The organism is Alteromonas sp. 14N.309.X.WAT.G.H12 (assembly GCF_036697315.1).
GTDB lineage: Bacteria > Pseudomonadota > Gammaproteobacteria > Enterobacterales > Alteromonadaceae > Alteromonas.
In genome coordinates, this window is the sequence record NZ_JBAHZB010000086.1 from 1 (window position 1) to 14,979 (window position 14,979).

Annotated in this window: 13 protein-coding genes and 1 pseudogene; 4 read left to right on the top strand and 10 right to left on the bottom strand. The window is 45.5% G+C overall.

Features of this window, described 5'->3' with window-relative positions:
- Positions 1-55: 55 nt before the first annotated feature.
- The 4 genes and pseudogenes from V5298_RS16125 to V5298_RS16140 all read right to left on the bottom strand — a co-directional run bounded on the left by V5298_RS16125 (position 56) and on the right by V5298_RS16140 (position 3,274).
- On the bottom strand, positions 56-883 hold the full coding sequence (locus tag V5298_RS16125) for a LytTR family DNA-binding domain-containing protein (RefSeq protein ID WP_332932469.1): 828 nt from the start codon (positions 881-883) through the stop codon (positions 56-58).
- Between the two features lies 1 nt (position 884).
- Positions 885-1,957: pseudogene (locus V5298_RS16130) on the bottom strand (sensor histidine kinase).
- Between the two features lie 115 nt (positions 1,958-2,072).
- Complete coding sequence (locus tag V5298_RS16135) at positions 2,073-2,534, bottom strand: DUF962 domain-containing protein (RefSeq protein ID WP_332932470.1); 462 nt, start codon at positions 2,532-2,534, stop codon at positions 2,073-2,075.
- Positions 2,535-2,584: 50 nt separating this feature from the next.
- The gene (locus tag V5298_RS16140) at positions 2,585-3,274 is read right to left on the bottom strand and encodes a PilZ domain-containing protein (RefSeq protein WP_332932471.1); all 690 of its coding nucleotides are present in this window, start codon (positions 3,272-3,274) and stop codon (positions 2,585-2,587) included.
- Between the two features lie 114 nt (positions 3,275-3,388).
- On the opposite strand from V5298_RS16140, the gene V5298_RS16145 reads away from it, so the two are divergent.
- Positions 3,389-5,167 (top strand): M61 family metallopeptidase, encoded by a 1,779-nt coding sequence (locus V5298_RS16145; protein ID WP_332932472.1) that lies wholly within the window; start codon positions 3,389-3,391, stop codon positions 5,165-5,167.
- Between the two features lie 34 nt (positions 5,168-5,201).
- Here V5298_RS16145 and V5298_RS16150 read toward each other — a convergent pair whose 3' ends face one another.
- The 3 genes from V5298_RS16150 to yejK all read right to left on the bottom strand — a co-directional run bounded on the left by V5298_RS16150 (position 5,202) and on the right by yejK (position 7,983).
- Entirely contained in the window at positions 5,202-5,969 is a 768-nt protein-coding gene (locus tag V5298_RS16150) for a M23 family metallopeptidase (protein ID WP_332932473.1), read from the bottom strand.
- Entirely contained in the window at positions 5,960-6,835 is an 876-nt protein-coding gene (locus V5298_RS16155) for a 6-carboxytetrahydropterin synthase (protein ID WP_332932474.1), read from the bottom strand. The genes V5298_RS16150 and V5298_RS16155 overlap by 10 nt, the downstream gene beginning before the upstream one ends.
- A gap of 92 nt (positions 6,836-6,927) precedes the next feature.
- Positions 6,928-7,983, bottom strand: coding sequence for a nucleoid-associated protein YejK (yejK, locus tag V5298_RS16160; protein ID WP_332932475.1), 1,056 nt, complete (start codon positions 7,981-7,983; stop codon positions 6,928-6,930).
- A gap of 153 nt (positions 7,984-8,136) precedes the next feature.
- On the opposite strand from yejK, the gene V5298_RS16165 reads away from it, so the two are divergent.
- Complete coding sequence (locus tag V5298_RS16165; protein ID WP_332932476.1) at positions 8,137-8,352, top strand: DUF1414 domain-containing protein; 216 nt, start codon at positions 8,137-8,139, stop codon at positions 8,350-8,352.
- A gap of 9 nt (positions 8,353-8,361) precedes the next feature.
- Entirely contained in the window at positions 8,362-9,885 is a 1,524-nt protein-coding gene (locus tag V5298_RS16170; protein ID WP_332932477.1) for a DUF3413 domain-containing protein, read from the top strand.
- 3 nt (positions 9,886-9,888) lie between these two features.
- Here V5298_RS16170 and V5298_RS16175 read toward each other — a convergent pair whose 3' ends face one another.
- From V5298_RS16175 to V5298_RS16185, 3 genes are all read right to left on the bottom strand, one after another.
- Positions 9,889-10,716: a putative RNA methyltransferase gene (locus tag V5298_RS16175; RefSeq protein ID WP_332932478.1), complete on the bottom strand. Its 828-nt coding sequence runs from the start codon at positions 10,714-10,716 to the stop codon at positions 9,889-9,891.
- Between the two features lie 65 nt (positions 10,717-10,781).
- Positions 10,782-11,900 (bottom strand): enoyl-CoA hydratase/isomerase family protein, encoded by a 1,119-nt coding sequence (locus tag V5298_RS16180; protein ID WP_332932479.1) that lies wholly within the window; start codon positions 11,898-11,900, stop codon positions 10,782-10,784.
- Positions 11,901-11,954: 54 nt separating this feature from the next.
- Complete coding sequence (locus V5298_RS16185) at positions 11,955-13,109, bottom strand: acyl-CoA dehydrogenase family protein (RefSeq protein WP_332932480.1); 1,155 nt, start codon at positions 13,107-13,109, stop codon at positions 11,955-11,957.
- 243 nt (positions 13,110-13,352) lie between these two features.
- Here V5298_RS16185 and V5298_RS16190 point away from each other — a divergent pair.
- The coding region (locus V5298_RS16190) for a response regulator (RefSeq protein WP_332932481.1) at positions 13,353-14,979 on the top strand (1,627 nt) is incomplete at its 3' end.

The following is a 14,979-nucleotide window of genomic DNA, read 5'->3' on the forward strand; positions in this document are numbered from 1 at the left end:
GAATAACCGTTACGCGTAACCCAAAGCCGGCATCCCGTCCGGCTTCAAGGCTACACTACATTTTCATTGCGGCCTTGACCTTATCGCGGTGACTACGACTCACTTTAAGTTCGGTATCATTTTGTAATATAAGATGATATTCGCCACTAATGTGACTCACTAACTTCTTCACAAAACGTATGTTCGCGATGGCTGAACGGTGTACACGTACAAACCATTGCGGATTGAGCTCCTGCTCTAACTCTTTCATGGTCTTACGCATAATATGCATGCCATCAAGGGCGTGAACACACATGTAATCCCCTGCGGCATCAATCCATTGAATGTCCTGAACGGCCACTCGGGTGACTTCTGAGCCATCTTTAATGGCCAACACTTCCGGATAGGGATTGGTCTGGATACTTTCACCGCTGGCAAGTTTTCGAAGGATTTCTTCACAATCGTCACCGGTTAATTCCGCCACCAGATTCACGAGTTTGCGAGATTGTTCGTCCTGATGCTGATTAACACAATACTCGCGAACCTTATCGAGAGCAGCGGCAAGGCGATTGTCATCGGCAGGTTTTAATAAGTAGTCCACCGCATGAATATCAAACGCCTTAATGGCATAACTGTCATAGGCGGTGACAAACACAATCATGGGAATGGGCTGATTAAGCTCACGGAGTTTATGGATCACCTGAAAGCCATTTAATCCCGGCATTTGAATATCAAGAAAAACCAGATCTGGGCGGTTTTTCGAAATAGTATTCACTGCATCCAGACCATTTTGGCATTCGGCAATGATTTCGATATCGGGGTGACGTTCTAATCGCGCACGCAACCCTTTTCTTGCTAATGGCTCATCGTCCACAACGATGGTTTTAATCTTTAGTTCATTCATGTTAAACGTCTTTTACTTCGTAAGGGATGCGCAATCGGATCCTCACACCGGAGGGCTGATTATGTTCAACTGAAAATGCAAAATTTCGTTGATACAGCGATTGCAAACGTTCCTTAATGTTAACTAAACCCACCCCGTTTTCACGGCGCAGCTGTCCATCTTTGATTTCAGCTCCTGGGCCATTATCCGCCACGTCGATGAGTAGATCATTACCAAATTGACGTGCCGTTATACAAATCTGCCCACCGTCTTCCATTTTAGAAATGGCGTGTTTTATGGCATTTTCAATAAGCGGCTGCAAAATCATGCTGGGCACAAGGGCGGCCTCGCACTTGTCTTCGATATCCCACACCACCTCTAATCTGTCATCAAACCTCACCTTTCTATTTCAAGGTAGAGACGAAGCACTTTTATTTCCTCGCCTAACGACACCCGTTTTATTGGATCATTATCCAACGAATAGCGTAAGAAATCGCTCAGCCTGGAAACCATGGCTTCTGCGATATCATTTTCCTTGAGCAAAATAAGCGTCGAAATCGCATTGAGAGTATTAAACAAAAAGTGTGGGTTTAGCTGATACCGAAGCATTTTAATGTGTGCTTGGTGAGCCATAGTACTTGCTTTTAACGCATTTTGCTTTTCTTTCTGCAACATCTGGAAGTTTTTAATACCAAAATAGACGCCACTCCAGCACCCCACCATAATGAGTGAATTAATGGTATTGGTAAAATATAAGTACCAGGCATCGGGTCGATAACCGTGCTTATAAATTTCCCAGTAATTAATATTTTTAACCACTGCCCATACCAGGGCGACGAGATAACAGGCTAAAACCACCACCACGATCATTTTTAAAGGTGATAAGGTTCTTGCCCAGCGAAACACGTAACGCAGAGGAATAGTCAGTAACCATCCTGCATACGCGTTAAGCATGATAATAAACACCCAGATAGGACGAACATCATGAAGAAATGATCCAATATAATAAACTAACGCAAAACCAGCCCACCCCCCACTATGGAGCGTCCAGAAAAGACGTTCGTTACTTTCATAGATCTTTTGCCAACGAGTCACATATATACCGTAAAATCAAATAGTAAATTAATTATACGCAGTTCAAGAGGAGACGTGTCCAACTTAGTCGTGCATCGTATACGGCTGGTCGCAGCTAACCGTTTTAAAGAACACCCTAATAGCCGATATTGAGGCGTTTTAACCAATGTGTCCACCACCACGCTGGGCCGACTAAAAGAAATCGAATATCATCAAAAAATGACGGCTTCTTACCTTCAATTTTGTGCCCAACAAATTGCAAAATCCACATCACAACAAATAAGAACAGGCAGCATTGCCAGACCGCGATGGGAGAAAGCGCGATAAGCTCAATAACGGTAAAGCAACCAATAGTGAGTAAGGTCATGGCCGCGCCGATAGGGCCAGAGAGTCGAAAGTAGTAATATAAAACGGGCAACACTAAGATATGTGCCCAGGTAACATCCGTTTGCGTTAAGATCTCAGGAACCGGCAAACTCCATAATAAACCCAGGCTGACAAGATAAATGGCAGGAACGGCTACCGCATGAATTGCAATATTGGTTCTATTTTGGTGACTTTCACCATATAGCGTTAAAAGGCGCTCAATTTGTCTCATCAGTGATCCCGGTGTGCGATTGTTATATACCTTGTAAAAGGTAATTATAGTTAGCCGAGTAAAATATGTCGTTCCATCATGACATCCACCGAATCCTGCTCATCCATAAACTGAATACCATGGTAGCGATAATCTTTGTCTTCGGTGATATTTTTTACTAATGCCTCTATCCTAATGCTTTCCCCGTCAAGTTTACAGCCCAATGTTATTTTTTTGTTAACGCTCAATGCCGCATCGCTTGATGCTTTTTTAACCGCGAGTTTGCAGCCCTTTTTAGAAACATCCACTATCAACCCCTTCAGTTTGCCCGAAGCGGTGGATTTTTCTTCATTATCCAAGATGACACTGACAGGAATTCCGGGCTGAGAGCGTTTTTCTGCCCGTAGTCCCCGGCTTTGAAGCACCGTTGGAAAGTCGGTAATAAGAATACTAATCGGCTTACTGAAGCATTTTAAAATACCCACTTTAAACGCAACAATCTGACCAATTTCCCCTTCGATCACAAAGCGTACAACCACACTGTTTCCTGTGACAAGTTGGTCCCGTATGTTGGCCCATTTGTGGCTGTTAGGCACTTGGAAGATAAACCCATTTGGAATATCCATACCCACATAAAAGGTTTTTAATCGTTGGGGCGCAGTGGGTGTATCAATTTGCAAATCAACCACGCTTCCCGGTGACAGCGTTTGTAAAATAGCAATGTCCTGTTTACTTAACGCCGGTGTTTCCTTGTTCGCCATACATATATAGTTCCGATAAGTCTTCTGTTCTCAGTATAACCACACTTTGCACATACTGACAAAAGGCCATTTTTACGGCATGATAATAAACTGTGTTTTTTAACTGGATCGCCAATGAACTGTCTGCATTATGCACTGTCTGTACAATCCTGTGCAGCACATCTATTCGCTGTTAGCTTATCCATACCCGCAACAGAACAAAAAAGCCTCACATTAACGCTACCTAGTTGGATCCCTGGTAGTTATATGGTGCGGGATTTTGCCAAAAATATTATTACGCTAGATGCAACAGACAGTAATGGGCAGGCCTTGCCCACCACTAAAACCGATAAGCAAACATGGCAGATAGAAAGCCTAGGCAACGCCGTTACTGTGTCGTACACCGTATACGCCTTTGATCTTTCTGTTCGCGCCGCCTATCTTAACGATGAATACGGCTTTATAAACGGTACCAGTGCCTTTCTTCAGGTACAGGAATTAAGTGACTTACCCTGTAAGTTACGTATTTCCTTACCTAACACCCTCAGTCACTGGCAAATTGAAACCAGTATGCCAAGCAATGACGACGATGAGTACGTAAGTGCCAATTATCAAGAACTCATTGATCATCCGCTGTTTATGGGCGAATGCGTGACCGACGCCATTGTTGTCAATGGTGTGGAATTTGTTTTCTTGTATAGCGGCAACACGCCGATCAACACACAGCGGATTTGTCAGGATATGATCCCTGTATGTGAACACCACCTTGAGTTGTTTGGTGAGCCGGCCCCGGTGCAGCGTTATGTGTTTATGACACTACTTAGTGACACCGGTTTTGGTGGCCTAGAGCACCGTAGTTCTACTGCCCTGCTCTATCCTAGGTTCGATTTACCCTTACAGCGGGAAGGCGGAAAACGTACAGATCAATACATCACTTTTTTAAGTTTATGCTGTCATGAATTATTCCATACCTGGCACGTGAAACGTTTGCGTCCGCAGGTGTTTTTATCTCCCGATCTCAGTACAGAAGTTTATACGCCCCAGTTATGGATTTATGAGGGCTTTACCAGCTTTTATGATGATTTAACATTAGCCAGAACCGGCTTAATTAGCCCACAAAAATACCTAGAGATCGTGGCACAAAACCTCACCCGACTGCATGTAAGTGCCGGTCGTAAAAAGCAATCCGTGGCCAGCTCCAGTTTTGATGCATGGACGAAATTTTATAAACAGGATGCCAGTGCGCCCAATAATATTGTGAGTTATTACACCAAGGGCGGGATTATTGCCTTTGGCCTGGATTTACTGCTTCGGGAAAAGAGTCACAATAACATCACCCTCGACCATCTTATGCGGGCCCTTTGGGAACAATATGGGAAAAACGAAATCGGCACGCCGGATCATGTGATTGAAACCCTTTGTCAGAATACATTTAATATTGATATCACCGATTTTGTAAACAGTGTGGTTTATGATACCTGTGATGTGCCTTTATCAAACTGGTTAAGTAATATTGGTGTCAGTTTACACACCCGCCCTAAAAATGGTCTGACGGATAAAGGTGGTACGCCGCCTGCGTCGGCATACCAAATCCATCCCCTTGGGGCGATGATAAAAAATGCGGAGACCGGCGTCACGGTTCAAGTGGTTTTTGAAGACAGCGCAGCCTGCCAAGCCGGTTTACAAGTCAATGACAGGATCATTGCACTAGATGGATGGGTAGTTAACGATGTGCTTTTACAACGGCTATTAAACCAGACCAGTGCGTCCTCGTTACCTATCACGGTATTGCGAGACGGTCGGTTATTAAATCTGGCATTACCCGTGCTACCTAAGCGAGAAGAAGCCTGCTACTTTACCATTGACGATGAGGACAAGTTTGCAGACTGGCTAACGGTGCCCAAGGCTCGCTAATCCACATTGAATACGCTTTACGCGGTGTAAAGCGCTACCGTTCTGGCACCAATAAGGCAGGATCCAGCCGAGTTTTAACCAAATTGATACGCCAATCCAGGTGTGGTCCTGGTTTTACCGCCATGGCACTGAGATGTAAAAAGGTGGAGAACACCCCCATACCGTGATCGACGATCACCGTATTTCCGCTATAATATAAATCTTCTGCCAGTGTTACCTTACCTGCGGCAGGCGCTATCACGGGCGTCCCTGTGGGCGCGCCGACATCCACGCCATAGTGAGGCGTTTTAGGCTTGCCGTTAAGTATACGCTGGCTACCATAGACGCCGGTAATTGGTCCCTCTGCTGGCCAGATAAACCCGGTAAATACCCCATCGAAATCAGAAATTTCAGCCCGTGCTTTTGCTACCCGGACACTGTCGTTACGAATACGTGCTAACGTCGATTCTGGGGGCGTAACCATGGCAGAATCCAGCCCGTCAATACGCTGGATGTCATAGTCTCGAGCAGACAAGGAAATACGCCGTTTGCCTGTGGTGCCATCGGGTAATGTCCAACTTACTACATGGGACAAGGACGCTTGCCTGGCAAAACCAAAAACAAACTTGCCTTGGCCATTGATGTTGAGCTCTTGCCCATCAAGCCAAACCTGACTTCCTGCAGGCAGTTGGCCACGAAACAAACTGCCTTGGGTAAATTTACCGTTTAACACCAGTGGACTATCATCGGTTTGCCCCCGGGCAACGGTGGATAATGAAAGTAATAGTGACAATAGCAAAACGGTAACATAGCCTAATCGCACATCATTGCTCCTTTTCCCACCCCTTCATAAGCAAGTACCTTCACATGATGCGATTGATGGGTCTGTTTTTCTTCGTTAAAAATAAACTGGGTTAAACATTCCACGGTAGAGTCTGTGGTAATAACTTCACAGCAAGACGCCGGCAGTAAAATTTCGAAATAGCCTTGGGAAGCCACATAGGCAAAGCTGCGATAAGGCTGATCAGTGGGGACATTGCCCTGAGCCCGACGTTGCTGAGGGGTAATTTCATCTTCAGTCGACGCAATATAGATATCTTGCCAACGATTAGCCCAATATTGTTCACGCGCTTCGCTATGCGCCCCATCAATCAGGATATCAATTTTGGATCTGTGTCCGTGGGCAATACGCTGACAGTTTCCATCATGTTTTTTAAGCCCATGGGTATAATGATAAAACGGCGTGGTAATATGTTCAGTGCGTAAATTAAGGGCTAAGTTATCAACGTTTTCCGGTAAATGGGTGGCGATGACTTCTCGCAAATAACGTCCCACGGACTCCATGGTCACGGTTTCGCCATATATAAAGGCATAGGCTTCAGCGGGACAATACAGCTGGATAACACGGCCATCGTTACCGGTAAAACGCACATCCACCATTTCGGAATCCGTATCGTGAACAATGGCGAGGGTTGCATGATCGGCCGGCACCAAAAGTTTATGATCGACATAGTCATCGATTAACCGTTTGAGGTTTTTTTTCACTTTACCGAAATCCTGAATCATACTTTCATCGTTCAGATCACCGGTTAGTACCACATCCACAATCCAGCTTTCTCCCACCATTCCCCTTTCAGGGCAGAGGTAAGAAAAATCCATGACAGTGAGATCATTAACAAATAATTGCATTTTTAGCCTTAACTACAGGAAATAGAAACCGTGGGTATTATACGATATAAAAAAGAGGCGGACAGACTTTCCTGCCCGATATATTACGACACCTATCGCCCAGACTGACGATTAAGCTGATCTTTTAGGTTGGGCGGTATGCCTTTTATGGTGATGGTGTCGGTGGTGGGATCATAGAGCACCCGGTCGCCCAACAGTTTTCGTTCAAAACTCAACGACACACCTCCGCCTTGGCCGGTAAACTTGGCCAATTGGCGCAAAGCCGCAGGATCAGGCTGAAAGGTTTCTTCTATGGGGGCATCGAGAGTCTGTGTATACGCCGCAAAGGTGTGGGTTTTCGTGTCATCGGCAGGCAAGACTTCAGATAACTCCTTAACACTGACACTTTCACCGCTATCGATCTTTTCTTTAAAATAGGATTTTACTTCTTCCCGATGCTGCTCTTGCTCTTCTCTGTCAAGATTTTCACTGGCTAAGTACGCATCCACAGAACTAATGAGTTGCTTGTTTTGCTGTTTAACATCCACCAGCTCTTCACAACCGACAAAATCCATGAAAAAGTCAGATACTTTTCTGCCCATGCGACCTTTAATAAAACTAATATAACGTTTTTGCTCAGGCTGAATATCCAGTTGGGTGAGATCAATACGTACTGCCAGCTGCATTTTGGCTAAATCCAGATGCTCTTTGGCAGTCAGTTCTAGCGCTTGGTTTACCTCTACATGAGACTGGGTATTTAACAAGGTGATCATCAGGTACTGGGTGGCTAAAAATTCATACTGACAAAAAACAAGAAACCCAGTTTCAGCGGTGCCAGTGTCGGTAAGGGCTTTGATCAGCTTTTGCGCTGCCTGCATGCTAAAATCGTGAAAGGCATCATCGGGATCCTGTTCCTTGGCTGCTTTTGCCTCAGAAAATGCCGACAGCATCTGCTCAAATGAAAGGGTGTCAGGCTCCTCTTGTTCAGGCGTACAAAAATGACCAACGCCTTTTCCCGGCTTACCGTTAAAACTTTGGTTGATCTGATGGGCAAGAGATTCTATTTCAGGCGTGACGTCCAAGCACTTATTTCGGGGGATTAACGACAGCTTTCCATCGTTAGTAACAATTAGTCGATGCACGACGAAATGGTGAATCAATGCACTCATAAAAGAAATATCGTCCTGTTGGTTAATAATTTACAGCGGATTTGCGGGAATTGCGAATGAATGATTGTGATCATTCAGACAACGATTATAATCATTTAAAACTAAATTCCATTCTTTTTTTAATTAAGAATACCGAAATATAGAGGCGATACAATGCCCCAACAAAGCCGTTACTCGGATTCCGATTTCGAAGCGCTCATGAATAAGGTCATTTTAACCTTAGAAGAAAATCAGGCCACCAGAGATTTGCAACTCATGGTGTTAGGCAATGTCATCACACACATACTCAATACACAAGTTCCGCCGGCGAATCGTAAAGCCATAGCAGAACAGTTTGCATCAGTTTTAGTAAAAAGTGTCGACGGATAATTCAATACAATGATATTAGGTGAGTCTCCCCGCCGCCAGCGGGTAACACGATTGGTCAATTGGGGGCATTGGTTTGCGTTGGCAAACATTGCCATTGCGATGGTTATCGCAACCGTATTTATCTTTTCTTCCCCCTCCCCCGACACAGTGTTAGGCACACTGTATATGGTGTGTAACTGGTTTGGACATATCGGTTTTATGACCTTTTCGGGGTTTGTGATTTTTGTCCTACCTTTATGCTATCTGGCTACCAAACCCAGTATCATCAAGGTGGCAGGCTCTTTCATCGCCGCCATTGGACTTGCCCTTATGGCATTCGATGCCTTGCTGTTTAATCGAACCGGGTTCCACCTAAGCTTTAACTCGGCAAATTTGGTTAAAAGTGAAGCCCACACACAAATCAGTGAGTTTGGTCTTCAACAGTGGATGTACTTACTGTTATTGTTTATTGTTTGGATGGGTTTTCAACTTATACTGGCCAACGCGATTTGGAAACGGGTAGAACGGTTGCAGCAACATAAAATCGGCACCCCGGTCACCTCCTTATTTTTGACCTGTTTTGTTGCCAGTCACGCCATTCACGTTTGGGCAGATGCCGAACTTTACCAACCTATCATCAAGCAGGACAACATGTTTCCGCTGTCCTATCCTGCGACAGCGAAAACCACCATGTCCCGCTACGGTCTATTAGATTTAGACCGCTATCGAGAGCGGGCACAATTGCAGTTCGACCCACAAATTCATCAGGTATCCTATCCCACAGAACCTGTGTATTGCGCCGTAGATACCAGCCAAACACTGGTGTTAATTGTGCAGACAGATACGGCCCCTTTACCGCCAATGTCACAATTTGACTTGCGGGAATTAGATGACTATATCACCACCGCATCGTCTCTTGATGCCCTGATCATGACAACCCTGTTTGGGGTACCGGAAATTTATCAGGATACCTTAAAAAATAAACGTCCCGTTTTACTGGCCTTGCCCGTGGGATTAGGCATGCCTGTTTCCATCCATCTGGACGAAAACCTGCCTTCTAAAATGCTCAGCGGTTATAAACAGCCCCTAAGTAATACCCATGAAGGCCTGCACATCGCCTTTTTACCCGCCGGCGAAATTGCGGAGTTTCTGCAGAAGCCGGAATTTACCGACAGCGACATTATCATTGCCACCGGCTTTGATCCTGAAGGTGGCACACACATGGGTAAACTGTATACATCATTGAATATCAAAGGCCAGTTAGCCAGTACAGAAGATCTTGCGCCAACCATACTTAATGCCCTTGGCTGCCACGCACCGGCCCAGTTCTATTCAACCGGACAAAACTTGTTGTCACCACAGCGAAACTGGTTAGTCAGTACATCTGGAGAAAAGGTGATCGTGGCCCATGAAAATCAAATTATTGAGGTGTTAAGCAATGGGAGTTATGAAATTACCGATGCTGATACCAAAGAAAGAAGTAACGAACCTTTGAACGTGGATTTGTTAAGTCGGGCCATTAAACATCTAACTCACTTTTCAACCTCCAAATAAAGGTTATAGCGGTACACGGGGCACTTTTTGCCAAACGGAGAGGATAAAGTCCGCGTGTACCGATGTCATATTCTGCACCAAGGCAGCACGTTGTTCGTCACTGAACTTCCAGGTAAAAGGGGTCATATTGACCAGTGCCATTGTCATATCCGCATCCCTTAAGTCAATACTAAACCCTAGCCGTTCACGATGAGACAAGCACAGGCCGTTTCTTTGTTGTGGTGGGATAGCATGTTGCCGGGGCGTGGCGTAGGCCACTTGCTTTAGCGCCATTAAATGATCCGGGCCTGGGGCAACATGTAACAGTATGCCTTCTTTTTTCAATACCCGTGCTAAGGTTTCATCGTCGCCAGGGGCAAACACCTGTAACAGTAGATCAATAGACGCTGATTCTACGGGCAAATCAAAACTACTGGCTACCACAAACTGGGCGTTTTTATATTGCCGTGAAGCAATATCGACAGCGGATTTGGATATATCGCTACCTGCTGCCACAACAGATTTACCCGACTTCTCAAGTTGTGCCTGCATCCAAGATAAATAAGTTCCTTCCCCGCACCCTGCATCAAGCATCGTTAGCGCATCTGAGGGTAAATAGCTTGCTGCAAGGGACGCCATCTTTTGCATCAAGGGTAAGAAGCCTTGTTGCTGATGGAAGTGCTGACGCGCAGCGATCATGGCTTTATTGTCACCGGGTTGCTTGCTTTTTTTCTTTTGTACCGGCAACAAATTCACATAACCATTGCGGGAAACATCAAAACTGTGACCCTTGTCACAACGCCATGGTCCTTCCCCGGACAAAGGCAATTTACACAGTGGACATTGCCACATACACACGACTCTACTTAATTGAAAGTCGGCAATGTATCAAACGGGGGCGAACAATCAAGTCTGATTTAATTGAGGTGTGCCAATGGATGCGCGGATGCCGGCCAAGGCGACGTAAAAAAGTACGCTAACACGGAATCAGGCACGTCTTTAATTTGCGAATAACGCCATTTGGGCTCTTTATCTTTATCGATGAGCAATGCCCTAACCCCTTCTTGGAATTCACCAAATTCAGCACTGTGACAGGCGAGATCCAGTTCCATACGGAAGCACGCATTTAACGGTAAATCCTTTCCTTTATTATATTGGTGGTAAAACAGGTTGGCAGTCAGCGGCGAACCGGCGGACAAGGTTGACTGGGCTCGGGACATCCAGCGACACGATTGGGCATCAATAGCCAAAATATTTTCCGCTATCTCCACAACACTATTACCACTACAGGCTTGTTCGATCTCACCGCGCCAAGGCTGAAGGCGATTTTCTAACGGTTCATTGACACCTTGTGCTTCCAAGGTGTTAGAAATCATCTGGGAAACATCCCCAGACCATGTCATAGCCTGCCATTGACTTAACAGGGGTTGAATGCTTTGTGATGCACAAACAAAATCCGCTAATCCCAAAGATTGGGCTTCAACACCATTTAACTGTGCTGCGGTTAGCCCTAAAAATAACCCGAGGTTTGCTGACAAACGGGGCAGAAAGTAGCTACCGCCCACATCGGGAAACAAACCAATAGTGATCTCTGGCATGGCTATGACAGTGCTTTGTGTGGCCACCCGATGACTGGCGCCGGCGAAGATACCAAGCCCCCCGCCCATGACAATGCCCTGCCCCCATACTACGATGGGAACGGGGAAGGTATGCAGCATGTAATCTAGCTCATATTCCACGGTGAAAAATTGTTCGATGAATTTTGGGATCCCTTCTTGTTGCTCCCCCATTGCGTTATACATAGACACGATGTCGCCACCGGCGCAAAACGCTTTGCTGCCCGCGCTATCGATAACCACAAAAAGGATATCGTCACGGGTTTGCCAACCTTGCAGGGTGTCGCGCATGGTCACCGCCATATCCAAATCCAGGGCGTTAAGTGACGATTCTTTATTTAACGTAAGCTGACCAAACCGTTTACCGCACGCGGTTTCATGTTCACTAACAATGATTTTCTGGATCGATTGAGTTTCCATCGCTCCTCCTCTTTATTTAAGGTTTTAACACACAAAGCCTGTTGCCAACGGTAATTACAAAACAGAAGATTGAGATGTCAGCAAGCGTTTGGCAATAATCACGCGCATAATTTCATTGGTGCCTTCTAATATTTGGTGAACGCGCACATCTCGTACATGACGCTCAAGGGAATATTCTTTGATATACCCGTAACCACCAAAGATTTGCAAGGCATCGTTACAAACCCGAAAGCCCACATCCGTGGCAAAGCGCTTCGCCATGGCACAGTAGGTGGTTTTCTCGCCATCGTCGTTGTCTAATTTACTGGCGGCTAAGCGCACCAATTGTCGCGCTGCAACCAATTCTGTCGCCATGTCAGCAAGCTTAAACTGTAACCCTTGGAATGTCGCTAACGGCGCACCAAATTGTTCCCGTTCCTGGAGATAGTCTCTTGCCGTATCAAGGGCAAACTGGGCAGTGCCCACAGAACATGTAGCGATATTTACCCGTCCGCCGTCTAAGCCCTTCATGGCAAGGGTAAAGCCCTGCCCTTCTTCACCTAAACGCCAACAGGGATTCAGTTTCACATTATCAAAGCTTATCATGCGTGTGGGCTGCGCATTCCAGCCCATTTTCTCTTCTAATTTACCGTAGCTGATCCCCTTCGCATCGGCAGGAACCGCAAAGGCACTGATACCTTTTGGACCTGCGCCACCGGTACGTGCCATCACCACCAACACATCGGTACTGCCTGCACCAGAAATAAACACTTTACTACCATTTAATGTATACCCGTCTTGGGTTGGTTTTGCCGACGTCTTTAATGAAGCCGCATCAGAGCCGGCACCGGGTTCCGTTAAACAGTAAGAGGCCAGTTTCTGCCCGGAAATTAACCCTTCACACCATTGCTGTTTAACTTCATCAGTGCCCCAGGTCGCGATCATCCAGGTTGCCATATTATGGATAGTAAGCATGGCTGTGGTGGTGGTACAGCCCATGGCTAATTGCTCAAATATTAACGACGAATCGAGTCGACTTAATCCTAATCCCCCCGCCTCTTCCGGTGAATATAAGCCGCAAAAACCCAACGCTCCTGCCTCGCGGATAACGTCAACAGGAAAATAGTGTTCTTTATCCCACTTTGCCGCATGGGGCGCTAACGCGTTTTGTGAAAATTGTTTAGCCGTTTCTATAAAGGCAGCCTGATCATCATTTAGTGAAAAATCCAATATAACCTCCCGTGTGACAGTGAGTTGTCATCACAAATAATACCCTTCGCAACTAACGATTACGTTAACGTTAACTATAAGCTAACCGATAGCATAATGTAAAATACTTGTTGCCATAATATGAATAAGTATTGTGTTTGCGGTGATGTAGATGACGAAGAGAAAAACCACTGATATGCTATTATCAATATATATAGTCATTTAAATGCAAAAAATGCATTTTAAGTTATCGGTGTAAATTAGATGCCCTACCGCTTAGCGATTGTTGAAGATAATGCTACGGCCCGAAGTGCTCTTCGTAGTCACTTGTTGCCTGCCGGTGATTTTGACATCAGCAGTTTTAGCAACGGTAATGAGCTAAAAACCGCCCTACGCAGACAACATTTCGAAATGATCATCATGGATTTTCATCTCGGTCAGGGCAAAAACGGCGTAGAATGGATTAACTTACTCAAACAAAGTCAGTATATCCGTCCAAGCACGGGGATTATTTTTATCACCGCCGACAGACTTCCCCAAACCATTGGGAAGATCATCGATATACAACCCGACTTATTGATTATCAAGCCATACAACATCGCAACCTTGCGTAAAAACATCAGCCACTATCTACAATATCGACAATTTGTCAGTAGCGTGCTCGATGTTTTAGACAGTAATCACCTTTCTGACGCCCTCGAAATGATGGAGGGGCTAACGAAAAAGCCCATCCCTGCCAAGATCAGAAGCGATGTGCTCAAACTCCATGCCCGATTACTTTTTAATAACGGCAAAGTACGCCAAGCACAGGAGCTTTATGAATCCGTATTGCAAAATGCCAAAAGCGTTTTGTGGGCACAGTGGGGAAAAATAAAATGTGAATACCTGGCGGGCAACTGGTCCCATTGTAAGAACGAGTTAACCGAGTTGGTGGCAAACAATCTGGCCCGGGACAAAGCATTTGAATGGCTGGCTTGTTTATGTTTCGAGCAAGAAGCCTGGTCCCAAGCTGAGTTTTATCTTGATCATATTAAGATAAGCGATCTTACCGTTCCGGCAGCCCGTTTGAAGTCGTTAACCTATCAAAAACAAAATAAAATTGTCGACGGCCTCGAATTATTACAGAAAAAACGTGACTATAATCGCAGCGCGCGGGAACGATTTAACGAATTTACCTTTGAATTAGCCGAGTTTTATTTATCTATCGCAGAGCATCAGCCTAAAGCAAACCGGTGGGAAAGTTTAAATCAGGCTAAACGGCTCATTGGTATCGCCGGTCGGGGGCAAAGCGATCAGCAAGTTCAGCAAAAGAAAGACTATTTACTCAGTTATGCCTCAGTACTTGAAGGTGATAGCGAAAAAGCCGAGCACTATTTATCGCAAGAGCATATGGATTTGTTGCTGCGCACCGATCCTGGCACCTTGATCATAGCGGCAAAAACATTCAATGGTATGGGACGAAAATCCAAGGCCAAGGAATTGTTGGCCCTCGCCCACGAGCGAAATCAATATGATGGTGATTTGTCTTCACAAACCATGAACGAAAACCAGCTCACGGTGGCGGAAAAAACCATGGGAATTGCAGAAGAACGCGCCATTGATTTAAATGAAGCTGGGACAAAACTGTTTGTCAATGGTCAATATGTACAGGCCATGTATTACTTCTTTCAAGCCTATCGACTGATGGTGACCACGGCGGCTTTTGGGTTAAACCTGTTGCAGTGCATGATTGAATCACGCCATCCTAGCTATCGCACATTCACGGTAGGAACCCTGATTAAAAAATTGCAATCTAGCGAGCTGAGCCCCCGAAACCGTACCCGTTTAAATCAACTTATTGTCTTAGCGGAAAAGGATCCGGATTACTTTTTGTCCGCCACCCCCATAAACC